A 19785-nucleotide genomic window follows, 5' to 3' on the forward strand; every position below is an offset into this window, starting at 1 on the left:
GACCAGCCTCAACCTCACCGGTGGTGCGGCCTGAACAAGGAGAGAGACATGCGCAAACGCATCTTCTGGTTGTTGCCCGACCTGGCGAGTGCCCGACGCACCATGGATGACCTGCTGCTGGCCCGCGTCGAGAACCGCCACATCCACTTCGTGGCGCGCGACGGTGCCGACATGACCGGCCTGCATGAAGCCAACCTGTTCCAGACTTCCGATATCGTCCACGCGGCCGAGATGGGCCTGATGGTCGGCGGCGGCGTGGGCGTGGTGGCCGGCGTGGTGGTGGCGATGTTCCCGATCGTCAGCGACACCCCGCAGTGGGGGCTGGTCGGCGTGCTGGCGGTGCTGGGCGCGGTGTTCGGGGCCTGGGCTGCAAGCATGATCGGCAGTTCGGCACCCAACAGCCGGCTGCGCGCGTTCGAGAAAGACATCGAGGCGGGCAAGATCCTGCTGATGGTCGACGTACCGCGCAGCCGTGTCGAGGAAGTCGAAACCCTGCTGCGCAACGCGCATCCGGAAGCCAGTTTCGCCGGCGTCGATCCGGCCATTCCGGCGTTCCCCTGATCGGGCGCCTGCCGCCCCCTGGCGCCACGTGGCGCCGCATGTCTCTCTGCGCGCGCCCGCGCGGCGCGCTCCGGCGCGCCACCTGCCGCGCGCCGCGGCCCGCACCGGAACCGTCCCCGGTTCCGGTGTGATGCCGCTGCAACACCCCCTGTTTTCCCGGTTTGCCCACGCCGGACGCATGCGGTACCTTGCGTGACGGCGCCCAGGCCATGCCCGCGGCGTCGCCACAAAATAACGAAAGCAGCCGTCCAGGCGGAGGGGTCGAGACAATGAAGGCGAAATGGATCGCGTGCGGCGTGCTGGCCGCCACGCTGGGGTGGGCCGCGCATACGGCCCAGGCAGAACCGGGCGTGACCCGCAACACCATCCGCATCGGCCAGTCGGCCGGCATTACCGGGCCGGTGGCGGGCTCGGTCAAGGAGCAGATCGCCGGCGCGCAGGTGTACCTGCGCACGGTCAATGCCAACGGCGGCGTCGCCGGGCGGCGCATCGAACTGGTCACCTACGATGACGGCTTCGATGCCAGGCGCACGCCCGACAACGTGCGCAAGCTGCTGGACGAAGACAAGGTGTTCGCGCTGTTCATGGTGCGCGGCACGCCGCAGAACGAAAGCATCCTGCCCATCATTGCCGCGCAGAAGGTGCCGCTGATCGCGCCGCTGACCGGCGCCATCACGCTGCACCGGCCGGTGAACCGCTACGTCTTCAACGTGCGCGCCAAGTACCAGGACGAAGTGGCGCGCGCGATCAACCACCTGGCGACGTCGGGCATGAGCCGCATCGGCATCTTCTACGCCAACGACGGCTTCGGCCAGGACGTGCTCGAAGGCTACAACACCGCTCTGCAGGCGCGCGGCGTGCAGCCCGCGGCGACGGTCAACTTCGCCCGGCCCATGGGCGACATCGGCCAGGGCGTGGCGGCGATGCACAAGGCCAACCCGCAGGCGGTGCTGGTGATCGGCTCGGGCTCTGAGGCGGCGCGCATCATCCGCGAGCTGCGCCGCGCCGGCAGCGAGGCGCAGTTCGTCGCGCTCTCCAACAACGCCGCCGATGCCTTTATCCGCGAACTCGGCGACGACGCGCGCGGCCTGATCATCACGCAGGTGGTGCCGGGCACCAACTCCAGCCAGATGACGCTGGCGAGCGAATACCGCAGCCTGGCGAAGCAGCAGGGCGTGGAGCCATCCAACGCCGGCATGGAGGGCTTCATGTCGGCCAAGGTGCTGGTCGAAGGCCTGCGCCGCGCCGGCACCGACCTGACTCGCGAGCGGCTGGTCGCGGCGCTGGAAGGCATGCGCGACTATGACCTCGGCGGCATCCTGATCAGCTACAGCGCCGCGCGCCACACCGGCTCGTCGTTCGTGGAAATGTCGATCGTGTCGTCCACCGGCAAGCTGATCCGCTAGCGCGCGGGGGCGGGCCCGGAGCCGGCCGCTGCGGTATAGTCGCCCGCATGGCTACTCCTATCCCCTCCCCCGATTCCCGTACCCCGTTCGCGCTGCATGGCCGCGTGGCGCTGGTGACCGGCGGCGCGCAGGGCCTGGGCCTGGCGATTGCCGCCGGGCTGGCCGATGCCGGTGCCCATGTGCTGGTGGTGGCCCGCAATGCGCCGCGCGTGCACGAGGCCGTCGCCACGCTGGCGGCGCGCGGCGGCAGCGCCGGGGCGCTGGTGCTCGACATCACCGACGAGGCCGCCGTGGCGGCCGCCTTCGACCGCATCGATGCCGAGCATGGCCGGCTCGACATCCTGGTGAACAACGCCGGCGCGCGCAACCGCAGCAATATGGCGCAGCTCGATGCCGGCGACCTGCGCGCCATGCTCGAAACCAACCTGGTGGCGCCCTACGCGCTGTGCCGCCTGGCCGCGCAGCGCATGCGCCAGGGCGGCTACGGGCGCATCGTCAATGTCAGCTCGATCGCGGGCCAGGTGGCGCGCGCCGGCGACGTGCTCTATCCCGCCACCAAGGGCGGACTGGACGCGCTCACGCGCGCCATGGCCGCCGACCTGGGCCGCCACGGCGTCACTGTCAACGCGATCGCCCCCGGCTACTTCGCCACCGAGCCGAATCAGCCCATGGTCGAGGACGAGAGCGTGGCCGAGTGGCTGCGCCAGCGTACCTCGCTGGGCCGCTGGGGCCAGCCGCAGGAGGTGGCGGGCGCGGTGGTGTTCCTGGCATCGCCGGCGGCGTCGTATGTCACCGGGCAGGTGCTGGCGGTCGACGGCGGCTATCTCGGGCACTTCTGAGACGCCGCACGGGGTCTTCTTCCCAAAGCGTACCCAATTCTGCGTACCGGTCCGCGTCGCGATTCAGCGCCGCGCGGCCGCCTTGCCGGCGCGGTAGAACGCCTGCAGGGCCTCGATCATCGCGGCGGCGGCGGCCGAATCGCCGCGGTCCTTGAGCCGCACCAGGCAGATATCGCGCACCAGCGACGGCAGTTGCAGCGGCCGGATCGCCAGTCCTTCGCGCCGGAACTGGAACAGCGCCAGCGACGGCACCGCGCTGATTCCCAGGCCCGCCTGCACCAGCGCGGCCACCGTCGCGAGGTGCTCCACCTCCATCACGCTGGTCAGCCGCAACGGATGCAGCGCGGCGTCCAGGTGCTGGCGCACGCTGGTGGTGCGCGACAGCTGGATGAACGGCAGGCCCGCCAGCATCTCCGGCGTGATGCGCCGCTTGCGCGCCAGCGCATGGTCCGCCGGGCATACCAGGTGGAAGGTGTCGCGCACCAGCGGCTCGACGCGCAGGTCGTCGTCCTGCGCCGGCGCCGGTGCCAGCGCAAAATCGGCGCGGCCCTGCCGCACCAGCTCGATGCAGCCATCGGCCAGCTGGTCGAACAGTTCCAGCACGATGCCCGGATAGCGCGCGCGGAACTGCGCCAGCAGCGGCGGCAGGTCACCCCCGGCGAGCGAGGGCAGCGCCGCGATCGACACCCGGCCCTTGCGCCGCTCGGCGTGCGCGCGCAGGTCTTCGAACGCGGTCTCGAAGTCCGCCAGCAGCCGGCGCGCGGTCTGTTCGAAGCGCACGCCGTCGGTGCTCAGCTCCACATGCCGCGTGGTGCGTTCGAACAGCCGGCTGCCGGCCTGCTCTTCCAGCGTCTGCACCAGCGCGCTGAAGGCCGACTGCGACAGGTGGCAGGCACGCGCCGCTCGGGTGAAATTGCGGTAGGTGGCCAGCGCGACGAAAGCGCGGAGGTGTTTCACCGACAGGTTCATGGCGCCAGCGGATCTATCCAGGAAGTCGATAGATTAATCCAAATAATCCGTTTTTTGGCTGGGCCCGCGCACCCTAGAATGAGATCGACCTCCACCCCCTGCCTCCCCCAACCATGACTGCTCCCTTGCTGATCGGCTCGGGCGCCGGCTTCTCCGGCGACCGTACCGATGCCGCGCTGCCGGTGGTGCGCACGCTGATCGCCGCGGCGCAGCCGGCCGCGCTGATCTTCGAGACCCTGGCCGAGCGCACGCTGGCGCTGGCGCAACTGGCGCGGCGCAACGATCCCGCGCAGGGCTACGAGCCCCTGCTCGATGCGCTGCTGGCGCCGGTGCTGGGCCTGTGCCTGCAGCACCGCATTGCTATCGTCGGCAATTTCGGCGCCGCCAATCCGCGCGCCGCGGCGCGACGTGTGCTGCAACTGGCCAGCGAACTGGGCCTGGCCGCGCCGCGCGTGGCGGTGGTCGAGGGCGACGACCTGTCCGACGCGGCCGGGCGCGCGCGCCTGCACGGCATCCTCGGCGACGCCTTCGACGCCGAACGCTTTGTCTGCGCCAACGCCTATATCGGTGCGCAAGGCATTGCCGACGCCCTTGCCGCCGGCGCCCAGGTGGTGGTGTGCGGGCGCGTGGCCGACCCGGCGCTCGCGCTGGGACCGGCGATGGCGCACTTCGGCTGGGCCTGGGACGACTGGGACCGGCTTGCCGCCGCGACCATGGCCGGGCACCTGCTCGAATGCGGGGCGCAGGTCACCGGGGGCTACTTTGCCGACCCGGGTCGCAAGGAGGTACCGGACGTGCACGCGCTGGGCTTCCCGATCGCGCAGCTCGATGCCGAAGGCGGGATCGAGATCTTCAAGGCCGCCGACACCGGCGGCTGCGTCGACCTGCGCACGGTCAAGGAGCAGCTGCTGTACGAGGTGCACGACCCGTGCGCCTACCTGACCCCGGACGTGGTGGCCGACATCGGCGCCGTCACCGTGGCACAGCTGGGACCGGACCGCGTGTCCGTGCGCCATGTGCGCGGCCACCCGCGCCCGGCGCAGCTCAAGGCCAATGTGTTCAGCCACGGCGGCTGGCTGGCCGAGGGCGAGATCTCCTACGCCGGCCCCAACGCCGCGGCGCGCGCGCGGCTGGCCGCCGACATCCTGCGCCGGCGCATGCGCATGCTGGGCCACGACGCGCCGATCCGCTTCGACCTGATCGGCGTGCTCAGCGTGCTCGCCGACGATGCCGGCGCCATGCTGGCGCAGCCCCAGCCGCACGAGGCGCAGGCGCAGGACGTGCGCCTGCGTGCCGCGCTGGCGCATGACGACCAGGCCGTGGCGCAGGCGCTGCAACGCGAGGTCAACGCGCTCTATACCTGCGGCCCCGCCGGCGGCGGTGGCGTGCGCACGGCGCAGCGCGCACGCCTGAACGCGGTGTCGTGCCTGGTGCCGCGCGCCGCGGTCACGCCCACCTTTACCTTCATCGACTGAGGAGGCCGCCATGACCGCCACCGCCGCGCTCTACCAGTTCGCCCATGGCCGCACCGGCGACAAGGGCGACCGTTCCAATATCAGCGTGATCGCCTATGACCCGCGCGACTTCGACCACCTGGTCGCGCACGTGACCGAAGACGCGGTGCGCGCGCTATTTCGCGAGCGTCGGCCCGCGGCGGTCACGCGCTACCTGGTGCCGTCGCTGCACGCGATGAACTTCGTGCTCGACGGCGTGCTCGATGGCGGCGTCAACGATGCGCTCAACCTCGACACGCACGGCAAGGCGCTGTCGTTTCGCCTGCTGCAGCTCGAGATCCCGGTGCCGCCGCGGCTCGCGCCACAGACGTCGGGCCACCCTTGAACCCTTGCCTTACCCGATAACGATTTCAACAGGAGACTTCCATGCATCCGTTCTTCAAGCCACTGGCCGTTGCCGCGCTTGCGCTGATCCTGCCCGCCGGCCAGGCCTGGGCCGAGTTTCCCGACAAGCCGATCCGCTTCGTGGTGCCGTTTGCCGCGGGCAGCGCCACCGACCAGCTCGCGCGCGCCATCGGCCAGGCCATCACGGTGGACAGCAAGGTCACCGTGGTGGTCGACAACAAGCCCGGCGCCAACGGCTTTATCGCCGCGTCCGACGTGGCCAAGGCGGCGCCGGACGGCTATACCGTGCTGATCAGCACCAACACCACGCATGCGGCCAACGAGCACCTGTTCAAGAAGCTGCCCTACGACCCGGTCAAGGACTACGCGCCCATCACGGCGCTGGGACGCGGCGGCCAGATCATGGTGGTCAATCCGCAGGTGCCGGCCAAAACGGTGGGCGAGTTCATCGCGCTGGCGCGGCAGCAGCCGGGCAAGCTCAGCTTCGGCAGCGGCAGCTCGTCGTCGCGCATTGCCGGCGAGCTGTTCCAGCAGATGGCGCAGGTACAGCTGCTGCACGTGCCGTACAAGAGCAACCCGCTGGCCATCACCGACCTGCTCGGCAACCAGATCCAGATGATGATCACCGACACCGCCACCGGCCTGCCGCAGGTCAAGAGCGGCAAGCTGCGCGCGCTGGGCGTGTCTGGCAAGGCCCGCTCGCCGCTGGCGCCGGACGTGCCGACCATCGATGAAGCCGGCGTCAAGGGCTACGAGATGAGCTACTGGTTCGCCGCCTACGCGCCCGCGGGAACGCCGCAGCCGGTGGTGGCCAAACTCAACGCGATGATGGTGAAGGCCGCGCGCAGCGAGAGCGCCGCCGGCTTCTACAAGTCGACCGGTACGGAGGTCTTCACCAGCACGCCCGCGGAACTGGCGAAGTTCCAGTCGCAGGAGTCGGGCAAGTGGGGTCGCATCATCAAGGCGGCGAATATCCAGCCAGAGTAAAAGCCGGGCAGCGCAAGCTCCCATGCATGGAAAACGGGGCCCATAGGAGACCGCCTGGCCCCGTTTTTTTACGCAGAAGTAGGTACGCTTTGATCCTTTCGGCCTTGTCGGGCAAGGCGCGGCTAAGATATGCGCTGGCCGCGCGCCCCAATGCGCCGGCCTGCTCCTCGACAACACCAATCAGAACAGGATCAGGATATGAAGCTGCAGTCCATGGTGGGCCATGCCACCTTCAGCCGGCGCGCGCGCCCGACGTTGCGCCAGGCCGTATCGAGCGCCGCCGTCGCCATCGCCATGGGCGGTGCCGTGCTGGCTGCGGGCGTGGCCAGCGCGCAGCCTGCCCCGCCACCGGCGCAGCAAAAGACCCAGGTGCCGGGCTACTACCGCATGATGGTCGGCCAGCTGGAAGTCACCGCGCTCTATGACGGCTACATCGACCTGGACCCCGGGATCTTCAAGTACACCAGCGCGCGCGAGGTGCAGAGCCTGCTGGCGCGCATGTTCGTGGCCTCGACGCCGGGCATGCAGACCGCCGTCAACGCCTACCTGATCCATACCGGCAGCCGCCTGGTGCTGGTCGACACCGGTGCCGCCAGCTGCTTCGGGCCGACGCTGGGACGCATCGGCGAGAACCTGCGCGCCGCGGGCTATGCACCCGAGCAGGTCGATACCGTGCTGCTGACGCACCTGCATGGCGACCATGCCTGCGGCCTGGCCACCGACGGCAAGGCCGCGTTCCCGAACGCCACGGTCTATGTCGACAAGGCCGACCTCGATTACTGGCTGAGCGATGCCAACGCCGCCGCCGCGCCGAAGGAGGCGCAGGGCCTGTTCGCCATGGCGCGGGCCGCGATCGCGCCGTACCAGGCGGCGCAGCGACTGCGTACCTTCAATGGCAGCGCGGGCGGCGAGCCCGTGCCCGGCGTGCGCGTGGTGCCGGCCAACGGGCATACCCCCGGCCACAGCGGCTACCTGTTCACCTCGGGCAGCGACAGCCTACTGCTGTGGGGCGACATCGTGCACAACCACGCGCTGCAGCTGCGCCGGCCGCAGGTGGCGATCGAGTTCGACGTCGACAGTCACCAGGCCGTGATCACGCGCAAGCGCATCCTGGAACAGGCCGCCAGGGGCCGGTTGTGGGTAGGCGGCGCGCACATGCCGTTCCCGGGCCTGGGCCATGTGCGCCGCGATACCGCCGGCTATACGTGGGTGCCGGCGGAATATGGCCCGATCCGCAACGACCGCTAGCCCCGCGCGGCGGCTTTTCGCCTAGAGTCATCCCAGGGGCCACCGCGCGTACCGGGCGGCGGCCCCGCCTGCCGGAGGACTTGCCATGCCTGCCAATGTGACCCGCCGCCGCTGGCTGCGCGCCGGCGCCGCGGCGCTGCTGCTGGTCGCGCCACTGCCACGCGCCGTGCGCGCCCAGACCGGCCCGGCACCGGCCCGCGAGGCAGCGGCGCAGCGCATCGGCGTGATCGGCTCGGGCCGCATCGGCGGCACCGTGGGCGGCTTGTGGGTCAAGGCCGGGCATCCGGTCCTGTTCTCGTCGCGGCACCCGGAGGCGCTCAAGCCGCTGGTCGAAGAATTGGGTACGCTTGCGCGCGCCGGCACGGTGGCCGAGGCCATTGCGTTCTCGGACGTGCTGTTCCTTGCCACGCCCTATGGCGCGCTGCCGCAACTCGCTCGTGACCATGCCGGTGCCTGGCAAGGGAAGATCGTGCTCGACGCCACCAACGCCTACGAACACCGCGACGGCCCTATCGCCGACGAGGCCAGGCGCGACGGCATCGGCCTCACCACGGCGCGCTACCTGCGCGGCGCGCGCGTGGTGAGGGCCTTCAACTTCATGGGGGCGGCGCAGTTTGCCAGCGAGCATCACCGACCCGGCGGGCTGGTGGCGGTGCCGATCGCCGGCGACGACCCGGCCGCGCTGCAGGTGGCGGCGCAGCTGGTGCGCGATGCGGGCTTCGAACCGGTGGTGGTGGGGCCGCTGGCCAGCGCCGATCGCTTCGCGCCGGGCGGGCCGCTGTTCCGGCAGGTGGGGACGGCCGACGAGTTCCGGCAGAAGATGGGTGGACGCTGACGCTGTGCCGGGGTGGTGCTGGCCGGGATGGTTCAGGGCCGGCGCCGCTCCATCGCGACCATCGACGGCGTAAAGCCGAGCTGGCCGAAGAAGGCGGCTTCGGACGAGCGCGCCGCGCGCAGCATCCAGCTGATATCGGGGTCACTGCCGACGATATGCCGTACCAGGGCGCGGCCGATGCCGTGCCGGCGGTGGCCCGGCGCCACCACCACCATCGACAGGAAACCGTCGCAGACGTCGTCGCACAGCGCGCGGGCAAAGCCGACCACCTCGCCTTTCTCGACCGCCACGGCGACGCGCTGCGAATTGGCCACCAGCCGTGCGAATTTCTCGGGGCCGCCGACCCGGTGGGCCCAGCCATTGGCGATCAGTAGTTGTCTGGCTGCCTCGAGGTCGTCGGGCAACAGGTTACGGATTTCCATTGGCGGCTCTCCCAGCAAAGCATGTACGGCCCCTCGCCGCCCCTTGCCACCAGGGGCGCCGCGAGTCGAGAACGGCACGGCAAGCCGTGCTGCGCAATTGGCGGAGTGTAGCGAGCGTGCGCGGGCGCGTCAATTTGGCGCCTGGCTCGGCGGGGCGTCGCTCACGGCGACGCCCCGGCGCGGTATCATGGCCTCCATGAACGCCCCCGTCTTTTCCTCCGCGCATCCGGCCGACCAGCTCGCCGAGTTCACCGACGCGGATGCGGCGGTTGCCCGCATCCGCGAGATCTACGATGCATCGGTCGGCGCCGTGCGCGCGCGCTTCGATGCCTTCGCCGGCGGCAAGCCGCTGCCCTCGGCCGCGCACGCGTGCTATCCGTACCTGGGCATCTCGGTCAACATCGAGACCATGGTCACCGACAGCCGGCCCTCCTGGGGCACGGTGGCGTATCCTGGCGTTTACGGCACCACGGTGACGCGCCCCGACCTGCTGGCGGATTACTACCGCGACCAGATCGAGCGGCTGATGCGCTATCACCGCGTGCCGGTGGTGGTGGGCCTGAGCCGGCGCCCGATCCCGCTGCCGTTCGTGATCGAGGCCTCGACCACCGACATCAGCTACACCCAGGCGCGCGAGCTGGAAGCGTCGTTCGTGCTGCCGGAGCTGAACCGCATCGATGACGGCATTGCCAACGGCACCTACGAGCCGGTGCCGGGCGAAGCCTGGCCGCTGTCGCTGTTCCCCGCCGAGCGCGTGGACCTGGCGCTGCAGCGGCTCTACCACTACACCGGCACGGCGCCGCAGCACTTCCAGCGCTTCGTGCTGTTCACCAACTACCAGCGCTATGTCGACGAGTTCGTCGCGCTGGGGCGCGCGCTGATGGGTAACGGCAACGGCAATGGCGATGGCGGCGGCTACACGCGCTTCGTCGAGCCCGGCGACGTGGTGCAGGACCTGGGCGCGCCCGAACCCGACGACGCCACGCGTCCGCGCGTGCTGCCGCAGATGCCGGCCTACCACCTGGTGCGCGGCGACAAGCTGGGCGTGACGCTGGTCAATATCGGCGTGGGGCCGTCCAACGCCAAGACCATGACCGACCACCTCGCCGTGCTGCGCCCGCACTGCTGGCTGATGGTGGGCCACTGCGGCGGCCTGCGCCGCTCGCAGCAGCTTGGCGACTATGTGCTGGCGCACGCCTATGTGCGCGACGACCACGTGCTCGACCACGACCTGCCGCCGTGGGTGCCGGTGCCGCCGATCGCCGAGATCCAGGTGGCGCTGCAGGAAGCCGTGGCGCGCGTGACGGGTTTGTCCGGCAACGAGATGAAGACGCGCATGCGCACCGGCACGGTGGTATCGACCGATGACCGCAACTGGGAGCTGAAGTCCAAGTCGCTGTACGCGCGCTTCAACCAGTCGCGCGCGATCGCCATCGACATGGAAAGCGCGGCGGTGGCCGCCAACGGCTTCCGCCTGCGCGTGCCGTATGGCACCCTGCTGTGCGTCTCGGACAAGCCGCTGCATGGCGAACTCAAGCTGCGCGGCATGGCCAACGCGTTCTATCGACAGCGCGTCAGCCAGCATATGACCATCGGCCTCGAAGCGATCCGCATCCTGCGCGAGAACGGCGTCGAGCAACTGCATTCGCGCAAGCTGCGCAGCTTCGACGAGCCGGCGTTCAGGTAGCGGTGCGCTGCGCCTTCTCGTGGAATGCAAAAGGCCGGCGCCCCAAGGGGCGCCGGCCTTTTTTTTATCGCGCGGCAGGATCAGAACCGATACCCGACCCCGAAGCTGAACAGCCACGGATCGAGGCTTACCTTGGAGACCTTGACGTCCCCCGCCTTCACATCGCTCTTCAGCCAGATCTTCTTGATGTCGGCGTTCAGGAACCAGTTCCTGGTCAGCTTGTAGTCCATGCCGATCTGCAGCGCCGGGCCCACGCTCCAGCTATCCAGTTGCAGCGAGTTGTTGGCGAGGTTTTCGCCCCAGATGTGGGTGAAGTTCAGGCCCGCGCCGATATACGGACGGAAGGTGCCGTTGGGAATGAGGTGGTACTGCATCAGCAGCGTCGGCGGCAGATGCTTGAAGGTGCCGATCTTGTTGCCGTCAAGATAGACGTTCTGCTTCTGCGGCACCGTCAGTACCAGTTCGGCGGCAAGGTTCGGCGTGAAGAAGTAGGTGACGTCCAGTTCCGGAATCCACTTGTTGTTGACCGTGATGCGGTCTGAGCGGCCGACGCCGCCAACGGGATCCGAGCTGTGGGCCATGTCGAGGTAGGTGCCGCGCAGCCGCACCATCCAGTTGCCCTGGGCGTCGTCCGCGGCGGCCGCGGGCGTGGCGAAGGCGCCGAGCATGGCGCAGGCGGCGATGGCCGAACAGGTGGCGGTGCGAAGAGACAGTGTTTTCATGAGGTCTGCTTGGTTTGTTATCGAAGCTGCGCCCAGTGTGGCCGAGCGGGCCGGCGAGGGCCTTGACACAAAACAAGCGGAACCAAATGGCGCGCGCGGCGTCGCGATCGCGCTACAACGCGGCACAACCAACGCGCCCTCGGACATCGCTTCTAACCACATGCGAAATGATTCGTAGCGCGTCCCGATGCCGCCGCTTACGCTGTGCGAAAGATCCGAGCACGCGCAACACGTGTCCGGATCGCACCAGGCATGTCGTGGGCGTCCGCAAGGGCGTCTTTCCGGGTGTGCCCCGTGGGGGCGGGGCACACCGGTTTTCTTGCGCAACGCTACACGACAGGCATCAGGCCACGGCGGCGCTGGCCGTGTTGTGAGCGCCGGCCGCAAAGCCCGCCTGCAGGTGCCGGTTCACGCCCGACAGCACCGCACGCAATGAAGCCGTGACGAGGTTGGCGTCGATGCCTGCGCCGAACCCGGTCGGCGAATCGCCCACGCGGACTTCGACATAGCACGCTGCGCGCGCGTCGGCGCCGGCGTTCATCGCATGCTCGTGGTAGTCCATCACGCGTACCGGCAGGTCCAGCGCATCGATGAAGGCGTCGATGGGACCGTTGCCGCTGCCGCGCACGCTGCAGGGCTGGCCGTCGCGCTCCATCTGCACCGTGATCGCGGTGGCGCCGGTACTGTCGCTTGCCAGCTGGTGCGAGACATAGCGCAGCGGCGCCTCGCGCGCCAGGTACTCGCGCTGGAACAGGCCATACAGGTCGTCCGCGCTCGCTTCCAGTCCGGTGTCGTCGGTCATGGCCTGCACCGCGCGGCTGAACTCGATCTGCAGCCGGCGCGGCAGGTAGAGGCCATGCACCTGTTCCAGCAGGTACGCCATGCCGCCTTTGCCCGACTGGCTGTTGACGCGGATCACCGCATCGTAGCTGCGGCCCAGGTCGGCCGGGTCGATCGGCAGGTAGGGCACTTCCCAGACCGCGTCCGGCTGCTGCTGCGCAAAGCCCTTGCGGATTGCATCCTGGTGCGAACCCGAAAACGCGGTGAACACCAGGTCGCCCACATACGGATGGCGCGGGTGCACCGGCAGCTGGTTGCAGTGCTCCACGCACTGGCGCACCGCATCGATGTCGGAGAAGTCGAGCTGCGGCGCCACGCCTTGCGTATAGAGGTTCAGCGCCAGCGTCACCAGGTCGACGTTGCCGGTGCGCTCGCCGTTGCCGAACAGGCAGCCCTCGACCCGGTCGGCGCCCGCCATCAAAGCCAGCTCCGCCGCTGCCACCGCGGTGCCGCGGTCGTTGTGCGGATGCACGGACAACGCGATGTGCTCGCGCCGCGCAAGGCGGCGGTGCATCCATTCGATCTGGTCGGCGAACACGTTGGGCGTGCTGCATTCCACCGTGGTGGGCAGGTTCAGGATTATCTGGCGGCCCGGTCCGGCCTGCCACGCGGCCGACACCGCGTCGCTGACTTCCAGCGAGAAATCGAGCTCGGCCAGGCTGAAGGTCTCGGGCGAATACTCGTAGGTCCAGGCGGTCTCGGGCATGGCATCGGTCAGCGCCTTGATCAGGCGCGTGCCCGAAACCGCGACTTCCTTGATCTCGTCGCGCGAGGCATTGAAGACGATGCGCCGCCAGGCCGGCGCGATCGGGTTGTACAGGTGCACGATGGCGCGTGCCGCGCCGCGCACGGATTCGACGGTGCGGCGGATCAGGTCTTCGCGCGACTGCGTCAGCACGACGATGGTGACGTCGTCGGGGATGCGCCGTTCCTCGATCAGCATGCGCACGAAGTCGAAGTCGGTCTGCGATGCGGCGGGGAACGCCACCTCGATTTCCTTCAGGCCGATCTTCACCAGCTGTTCGAAGAAGCGCAGCTTGCGCGCCGGGTTCATCGGCTCGATCAGGGCCTGGTTGCCGTCGCGCAGGTCGGTGCTCATCCAGCGCGGTGCGCGCGTGATGGTGCGGCCGGGCCAGGTGCGGTCAGCAAGGTCGACGGTAGCGGCGGGGCGGTACTTGGTGGCGGGATTGACGAGCATACGGGGTCTCCTTCCTCGCAAGGGAAGATGAAAAATCGAAAAACGGGAAAAGGGTGGCGCAAGGCTGCCGAACTGCCACGGGGCCCTAGGCCCGGCAACCGATCGGTAGGCTTAGCAGTAGCGAGGAAGCGCGCAGGGCGCGGCCCGATGCCAGGGCAGCCAGCACGCGTGCGCGGGCAGCGATGCGGGACGCATCGGCAGCCTGGCAGGGAGTGCTGGTGTAACGGTTCATCGTGGCTGGAGTGGGAGGGGCCGCGGCCGCTCCGGCGTGGGTGCGCATGCAGCGCAGGTCCATAGGAAAGGGCAAGGTTAGTCGACAAGTCTCGAGCCGGTCAAGCCTTGCGCGCGCGCCGTCGTGCGCGGCAAACCGTCGTGGCCCGATCAGGGGATCGTGGAAACGGGCTGCGCCAAATGGTTGGGGGCCGGCTGCGGCAGGGGCCTCGCGGCCCGTGTTTTCCCTCGGCCGAATGGCGATGTACTGCGCTGAATGGATGACTCGCGGCGATGTTCTGTGCGCTGCACCTCAGTCCTCTGGCTGGTATTGCGCGGGCCACTTTGTGCCTAGGCTGATAGCGCGGGAAAAACACGACTGGGGGGAACAATCATGAGACTGAGAACGTGGGCATCCTGGCTGGCGGGTTCGGCCGCGGCCTTGTTGCTGGCGGCATGCGGCGGTGGTGGTGGCAGCAGCGCGCCCGCCGCGCCGGCATCGGGCGGCACCACCACGCCGCTGACCTATACCGCGAAGATGAGCGTGACCTCGGGCGAGGTCGGTGTCGGCCGCACGCTGACCATCAGCGCGCTGGCCGTGGACAGCAACGGCGTCGACGTATCGGGCAATACCACCTTCGACTGGACCAGCACCGACAGCGCCGTCGCCACCGTGGCGCCGGGCGCCGGCACGCCGGGCAGCGCCGTGGTCAGGGGCGTTGCGCCGGGCACCACCACCGTACAGGTGGTGGCCACGGTCCGGGGCACCGACAACACCACCGTGCAGCTGCCCGCGCAAACGGCCACCATCACCGTGGTGCCGGCATCTGCGCTGAGCTACACGCTGTCGATGCCCGCCACCAGTTTGGCGATGAGCGACGGCCAGGAGCTGCCGGTCAAGGTGACGCTGCTCGACAGCAACGGCAGCGATGTGTCGGCCAGCGTCTCCAACTGGGCCTGGTCCAGCAGCGGCACCGCGGTCCAGGTCACGGCCAGCCAGAACAGCGCCACGCTGAAGGCCAGCAACGGCTCGCCGACGACCGCGGCCACGGCCAGTGTCTCGGTGTCGGTGACCGCGCCTGATGGACATGCCCTCAGCGGCGTCATCGCGGTGACGGTGCAGAAGAACGGCGCCGCGGCCTATCGCGTGGTGACCACCAAGGGCGGGCGCGAGGTCAACGCGCTGCAGGTGTTCAGCAATCGTCCCGACACCTTCACCGCGCGCGTGCTGCGCCACGACGGCCAGGACGTGACCGCGGATTTCGACGGCACCTGGAGCTACACGGCAAGCTCGGCGACGCTGTCCGCGACGGAAGCCGCGGGTACGCATGACGCCACGGTGCGCACCAGCCTGGCCGGCGACACCGGTCCGGTGCAGGGCAGCCTGACCGTGACCGCGGTCAGCGGCAAGCTGGGCGAGCGCCGCAGCGCCACCCTGACGGTGACGGAAAACCCGCTGTGGGCACTGGTGGGCGACAACCAGGACCCGATCACGCTGCTGCTGCTCGCGCCGATGCCGATCGAGGTGACCGCGCGCATGAAGCACCTGGGCGGGGATGCGCAATACACCGCGTGCAAGGACTGGGCATGGTCCAGCACCGGGCCGGTGTCGCTGAGCCCGAGCATGGTGATGCTGCCCAACCAGGTGCGCGCCAGCGGCACCGGGCCCGGCGACTTCACCATCACCGCGACCTGCACCGCGATCGCCGACAATACGCCGCTGAAGCTGGTGTTCTACGGTACGGTCAGGTAAGCGCCGGTATCCCGCAACTGGCGAGACGCCCTCCGGATGGAGGGCGTTTTTGTTTTGCGCGTTTGGCTCTGTGGAGACGCAGACGGGCTGCCGGTTTGCTCCCCTCTCCCGCAAGCGGGAGAGGGAGTACACAAGCGGCAGCGCATGACTGGTGAAGCGTACCCGATTCTGCGTGTCCGTTTTCGACACTTCCCGGCAGGCCCGGCAGACGAGCGCGCAAAGCGTACCCAATTCTGCGTGCATGGGAGCAAGCCCTGCAAAGAGCAGGATTGGCGAGAAAAAGGCTTACGCAGCCGCATGCAACGAGGCCCGGACGCGCGCAACCCGCTGCTGCCGCGACCATGCGGCAGCAGCGGGCGTACCCGTTTCTGCGTGGAAGATAAGGGGAGGAAAAAGCGCGCGTCAGCGCTTGCGCACGAAGCGCACCACCTGCTCGGCAGGCTTGTCCTGGCTGGTGGGAGTGCTGCTATTGGCGCCGCAGGTATTGCAGCCGCCGTCGTCGCAGCCGCTGGCACAGCCGGCCGCGGCCTGTGGGGCCAGCCAGCGGGCCAGGCGGCCGCGCCAGCCGGCGGCGGCAGGGCCGCCCAGGCGCGCCGCCAGCGCCGCCTTGACGCGCTCGCGCGTGCGCGGGGCGTAGCGCGCCACCACCGATACCGCGCACGCCAGCACGATCAGCGGGACCAGCAGGGTTTCGATGGCGTGGTAGAGGCTCATGACGGCGGTTCGCTTCAGCTGAACAGCAGCGCGACGCGGTAGGTCACGAACGCGGCCAGGTAGGCCAGCCCGGTCAGGTAGGCGGCCGACAGCGCCATCACCTTCCAGGAGTCGGTCTCGCGCCGGATCACCGCCAGCGTGGAGATGCACTGCGGCGCGAACACATACCACGCCAGCAGCGACAGCGCGGTGGCCAGCGACCATTGCGCGGCGATCATCGGCGCCAGCTGCGTGGCCACGGTCTCTTCGCTGCCCGACAGCGCATAGACGGTGGCCAGCGCACCGACTGCGACTTCGCGCGCGGCCAGGCCCGGCACCAGCGCGATGCAGATCTGCCAGTTGAAGCCCACCGGCGCGAACACCTTCTGCAGCGCGTGGCCGATCATGCCGGCAAAGCTGTAGTCGATCGCCGGCGCGGTCGCGCCCTCGGGCGCGGACGGGAAGGTCGACAGGAACCACAGCAGCACCGTCAGCGCCAGGATCACCTTGCCGACGCGCGACAGGAAGATGCGGGTACGCTCCCACAGGCCGATGGCGATGTCGCGCGGATTGGGGATACGGTACGACGGCAGCTCCATCAGCAGCGGATGGTCGGTGCGGTCGCGGCGCAGGAACTTGAGCGCATAGGCCACCACCAGCGCGCTGACGATGCCGGCCACGTAGAGCGCGAACAGCACCAGCCCCTGCAGGTTGAACAGGCCCATCACGGTGCGCTCGGGGACGAACGCGCCGATCAGCAGCGCATAGACCGGCAGCCGCGCCGAACAGGTCATCAGCGGCGCCACCAGGATGGTGGTGAGCCGGTCGCGCGGGTCCTGGATGGTGCGGGTGGCCATGATGCCGGGGATGGCGCAGGCAAAGCTCGACAGCAGCGGGATGAACGAGCGCCCCGACAGCCCCGCGCCCATCATCAGGCGGTCGAGCAGGAATGCCGCGCGCGGCAGGTAGCCGGATTCTTCCAGCGTCAGGATGAACAGAAACAGGATCAGGATCTGCGGCAGGAACACCACCACGCTGCCCAGCCCGGCGACCAGGCCATCGACCAGCAGGCTCTTGAGCATGCCGTCGGGCAGCCAGGCGCCCAGCATCTCGCCGGCCCAGTGCACGCCGCCCTCGATGCCGTCCATCAGCGGCTCGGCCCACGAGAACACCGCCTGGAACATCAGGAACAGCAGCACCGCCAGCAGCAGCAGGCCGAACACCGGGTGCAGCACGATGCGGTCGATGCGGTCGTCCAGCGCGGCGGTGCGCGCCGGCATGCTTACCGCGGCCGACAGCAGGCGGTTGACTTCGGCATGCACGTCGAAGTCAGGGCCGGACGCAGTGCCGGCCGGCGGGGCCGGCGGCAGCGTGGCATCGAGCAGGCTGACCAGCGCCGCGGCGCCGTCGCGCCGGACCGCCACGGTGCTGACCACCGGCACGCCGAGCGCGGCCGACAGCTTGTCGCGGTCGATCTGGATGCCGCGGCGCGCGGCCGCGTCGCTCATATTCAGCACCACCACCATCGGCAGCCCCAGCTGGCGCAGTTCCAGCACGAAGCGCAGGTGCAGGCGCAGGTTGGTGGCGTCGACCACCGACACCAGCAGGTCCGGGCGCGCTTCGCCGGCGCGCTGGCCCAGGCAGACATCGCGCGTGATGGCTTCATCCAGGCTGGCCGCATGCAGGCTGTAGGCGCCGGGCAGGTCCAGGATGCGCACCTGGCGCCCGGCCGGCGACACGAAGTAGCCTTCCTTGCGCTCGACGGTGACGCCGGCGTAGTTGGCCACCTTCTGGCGGCTGCCGGTCAGGCGGTTGAACAGTGCGGTCTTGCCGCAATTGGGATTGCCGACCAGCGCAATGCGCAGGGCAGAAGGGGAGGCAGCTGCAGACATAATCCGGGGAAGGCTCAGGCGGTCCGCTTGGCGGACGGTTGGGCAGTCTCGTCGCCCTGCGTGGCGGGGGCGATGCGGGTGACCGAGGCGCTGGCGATTTCCACGCCGATGCGCGCCGCCTCCGAGCGGCGCAGCGCAAAGCGCGTGAAGCCTACCTGCGCCACCAGCGGATCCATGCCGAACGGCCCGTAGGCGATGACCTGCACGGCTTCGCCGGCAACGAAGCCCAGTTCGCGCAGGCGGCGCGCAACCGGATCCCCTGGGGTGGCGTCGTCCACCGATTGCACTACGGCGGGCGTGCGCCGTGGAAGTTCAGACAACCGCATCATGCTTCCAGTCCGTGGCGCGGCCTGCCGCCAAGCGGTCGGTACGACCGCGCCGGGGTGTGTAAATGAAAATCGTTTTCATTGTATCGCAAATAAGGCTTTACGTTGCCCCCTCAAAGGGCGGGCACGTCAGCCTTGCCGCGGCGGGCACGGCAGGAGGCGAATGATAACCGCTAAGGGGATGAATGGCTGAGCGCAGGCTTTGGCAATACGGCCCTACGTGCCCGTTATTCAAGCGATGCAAGAACCGCGGTTCGGCAATGAGACACGAATCCGTGCGATTCCTGTCATCGCGTGCAATTACTGCATTTGCGTTATGGCTGCCGTAAGCCAGCGGCGTTAAGCTCACAGCACGCTGAACACCCCGTTCCACGCGTACTTCACAAGCCATCGGTCCCTGGACCGGTGGCTTTTTCTTTACGGCTGTGCTGATGGTCGGGCTTCGGCTGCGCCGCCTTGCCCGCCACCATGGCGACGAAGTGGTCGCGGGCCGGATGGTCCGGCGCCGTCTTCCATGCGCAATAGACCTCCGAGCGCACCGCCGCTTCCGCCAGCGGCCGGAACGCCGCGCCGGCCATGCCCGAGCGCGCCAGCGCCGCCGGCACCACCGCCACGCCCATGCCCTGCGACACCAGCGACACCACCGACAGCCAGTGCCGCACCTCGTGCCGGATCTGCGGGAAGAAGCCTTGCGCGGCGCACATGTCGAAGATCCGGCTGTAATAGTCGGGCGAGGCCTTGCGCGAGAACAGCACGAATGGCTCGCCGCGCAGGGATGTCAGCGGCAACTCCGCCAGCGCGGCCAGCGCATGGTCCGCGGGCAGGCAGCAGACGAACGGCTCGGCGTGCACCAGCGTGGCCTGCAGCGTGTCCGGGACCCGGCCGGTGTGGATAAAGGCGGCGTCGAGCTCGTCATGCAGCAGCGCGTCGATCTGTTCCTGCGAATTCAGCTCGGTCAGCGCCACATGGATGCCGGGATAGGCGGCCTCGAACTCGCGCAGCGTCTGCGGCAGCCCGCGGTACAGCATCGAGCCGACAAAGCCCACGCGCAGCCGGCCAACCGCGCCGGCTTCGATCTCGCGCGCCAGCACCCGCGCGGCCTCGGCCTGCGCCAGCAGCGCCGTGGCCGATTCGCGAAAGGCCCGGCCGGCCGCGGTCAGCCGCACGCCGCGGCTGTCGCGGTCGAACAGCCGCGCTCCGACCGAGGCCTCGAGCTGCTGGATATTGAGCGACAGCGGCGGCTGCGAGATGGCCAGCCGGCGCGCGGCGCGGCCAAAGTGCAGTTCCTCGGCCAGCACGAGGAAGTAACGCAGGTGGCGGAATTCCATGGCGATACAG

Annotated in this window: 18 protein-coding genes; 10 read left to right on the plus strand and 8 right to left on the minus strand. The window is 69.2% G+C overall.

What is annotated here, in order from left to right:
* The first annotated feature begins 48 nt into the window (after positions 1-48).
* The 3 genes from C7416_RS21825 to C7416_RS21835 all read left to right on the plus strand — a co-directional run bounded on the left by C7416_RS21825 (position 49) and on the right by C7416_RS21835 (position 2806).
* Positions 49-561, plus strand: coding sequence for a hypothetical protein (locus C7416_RS21825; RefSeq protein WP_018006049.1), 513 nt, complete (start codon positions 49-51; stop codon positions 559-561).
* Positions 562-830: 269 nt separating this feature from the next.
* The gene (locus tag C7416_RS21830) at positions 831-1967 is read left to right on the plus strand and encodes an ABC transporter substrate-binding protein (protein ID WP_111520860.1); all 1137 of its coding nucleotides are present in this window, start codon (positions 831-833) and stop codon (positions 1965-1967) included.
* A gap of 47 nt (positions 1968-2014) precedes the next feature.
* Entirely contained in the window at positions 2015-2806 is a 792-nt protein-coding gene (locus tag C7416_RS21835) for an SDR family oxidoreductase (RefSeq protein WP_111520861.1), read from the plus strand.
* 63 nt (positions 2807-2869) lie between these two features.
* On the opposite strand, the gene C7416_RS21840 is transcribed toward C7416_RS21835, so the two are convergent.
* Entirely contained in the window at positions 2870-3775 is a 906-nt protein-coding gene (locus C7416_RS21840) for a LysR family transcriptional regulator (RefSeq protein WP_111520862.1), read from the minus strand.
* A 113-nt stretch (positions 3776-3888) separates the two neighbouring features.
* On the opposite strand from C7416_RS21840, the gene C7416_RS21845 reads away from it, so the two are divergent.
* The 5 genes from C7416_RS21845 (at position 3889) to C7416_RS21865 (ending at position 8704) form a co-directional block, all read left to right on the plus strand.
* Positions 3889-5250 (plus strand): acyclic terpene utilization AtuA family protein, encoded by a 1362-nt coding sequence (locus C7416_RS21845; protein ID WP_111520863.1) that lies wholly within the window; start codon positions 3889-3891, stop codon positions 5248-5250.
* Between the two features lie 10 nt (positions 5251-5260).
* The gene (locus tag C7416_RS21850; protein WP_111520864.1) at positions 5261-5614 is read left to right on the plus strand and encodes an AtuA-related protein; all 354 of its coding nucleotides are present in this window, start codon (positions 5261-5263) and stop codon (positions 5612-5614) included.
* Between the two features lie 41 nt (positions 5615-5655).
* Entirely contained in the window at positions 5656-6621 is a 966-nt protein-coding gene (locus C7416_RS21855) for a Bug family tripartite tricarboxylate transporter substrate binding protein (RefSeq protein ID WP_111520865.1), read from the plus strand.
* 198 nt (positions 6622-6819) lie between these two features.
* Complete coding sequence (locus C7416_RS21860; RefSeq protein ID WP_111520866.1) at positions 6820-7869, plus strand: MBL fold metallo-hydrolase; 1050 nt, start codon at positions 6820-6822, stop codon at positions 7867-7869.
* A gap of 85 nt (positions 7870-7954) precedes the next feature.
* Positions 7955-8704, plus strand: coding sequence for an NADPH-dependent F420 reductase (locus C7416_RS21865; RefSeq protein WP_111520867.1), 750 nt, complete (start codon positions 7955-7957; stop codon positions 8702-8704).
* Between the two features lie 32 nt (positions 8705-8736).
* Here C7416_RS21865 and C7416_RS21870 read toward each other — a convergent pair whose 3' ends face one another.
* Positions 8737-9126, minus strand: a complete 390-nt coding sequence (locus C7416_RS21870; RefSeq protein WP_012354928.1) for a GNAT family N-acetyltransferase — start codon at positions 9124-9126, stop codon at positions 8737-8739.
* A gap of 187 nt (positions 9127-9313) precedes the next feature.
* Here C7416_RS21870 and C7416_RS21875 point away from each other — a divergent pair, with 187 nt between their 5' ends.
* The gene (locus tag C7416_RS21875) at positions 9314-10813 is read left to right on the plus strand and encodes an AMP nucleosidase (RefSeq protein ID WP_111520868.1); all 1500 of its coding nucleotides are present in this window, start codon (positions 9314-9316) and stop codon (positions 10811-10813) included.
* Between the two features lie 80 nt (positions 10814-10893).
* Here C7416_RS21875 and C7416_RS21880 read toward each other — a convergent pair whose 3' ends face one another.
* Both C7416_RS21880 and leuA read right to left on the minus strand, forming a co-directional pair.
* Positions 10894-11535 carry an OmpW/AlkL family protein gene (locus tag C7416_RS21880; RefSeq protein WP_111520869.1) on the minus strand — a complete coding sequence of 214 codons (642 nt, stop codon included), beginning with the start codon at positions 11533-11535 and terminating at the stop codon, positions 10894-10896.
* A 343-nt stretch (positions 11536-11878) separates the two neighbouring features.
* Positions 11879-13573, minus strand: a complete 1695-nt coding sequence (gene leuA, locus C7416_RS21885; protein WP_111520870.1) for a 2-isopropylmalate synthase — start codon at positions 13571-13573, stop codon at positions 11879-11881.
* A gap of 604 nt (positions 13574-14177) precedes the next feature.
* Here leuA and C7416_RS21890 point away from each other — a divergent pair.
* Positions 14178-15536, plus strand: coding sequence for a hypothetical protein (locus tag C7416_RS21890; protein ID WP_111520871.1), 1359 nt, complete (start codon positions 14178-14180; stop codon positions 15534-15536).
* A 402-nt stretch (positions 15537-15938) separates the two neighbouring features.
* Here C7416_RS21890 and C7416_RS21895 read toward each other — a convergent pair whose 3' ends face one another.
* From C7416_RS21895 to C7416_RS21910, 4 genes are all read right to left on the minus strand, one after another.
* Complete coding sequence (locus C7416_RS21895; protein WP_111520872.1) at positions 15939-16250, minus strand: DUF6587 family protein; 312 nt, start codon at positions 16248-16250, stop codon at positions 15939-15941.
* A gap of 14 nt (positions 16251-16264) precedes the next feature.
* Positions 16265-18121: a ferrous iron transport protein B gene (feoB, locus tag C7416_RS21900; RefSeq protein ID WP_111520873.1), complete on the minus strand. Its 1857-nt coding sequence runs from the start codon at positions 18119-18121 to the stop codon at positions 16265-16267.
* A gap of 14 nt (positions 18122-18135) precedes the next feature.
* Positions 18136-18447 carry a FeoA family protein gene (locus tag C7416_RS21905; protein WP_026164180.1) on the minus strand — a complete coding sequence of 104 codons (312 nt, stop codon included), beginning with the start codon at positions 18445-18447 and terminating at the stop codon, positions 18136-18138.
* Between the two features lie 380 nt (positions 18448-18827).
* Positions 18828-19775, minus strand: a complete 948-nt coding sequence (locus tag C7416_RS21910; RefSeq protein ID WP_111520874.1) for a LysR family transcriptional regulator — start codon at positions 19773-19775, stop codon at positions 18828-18830.
* Between the last annotated feature and the right edge of the window lie 10 nt (positions 19776-19785).

The organism is Cupriavidus phytorum, assembly GCF_003254285.1.
In the GTDB taxonomy this organism is placed as follows: domain Bacteria; phylum Pseudomonadota; class Gammaproteobacteria; order Burkholderiales; family Burkholderiaceae; genus Cupriavidus; species Cupriavidus phytorum.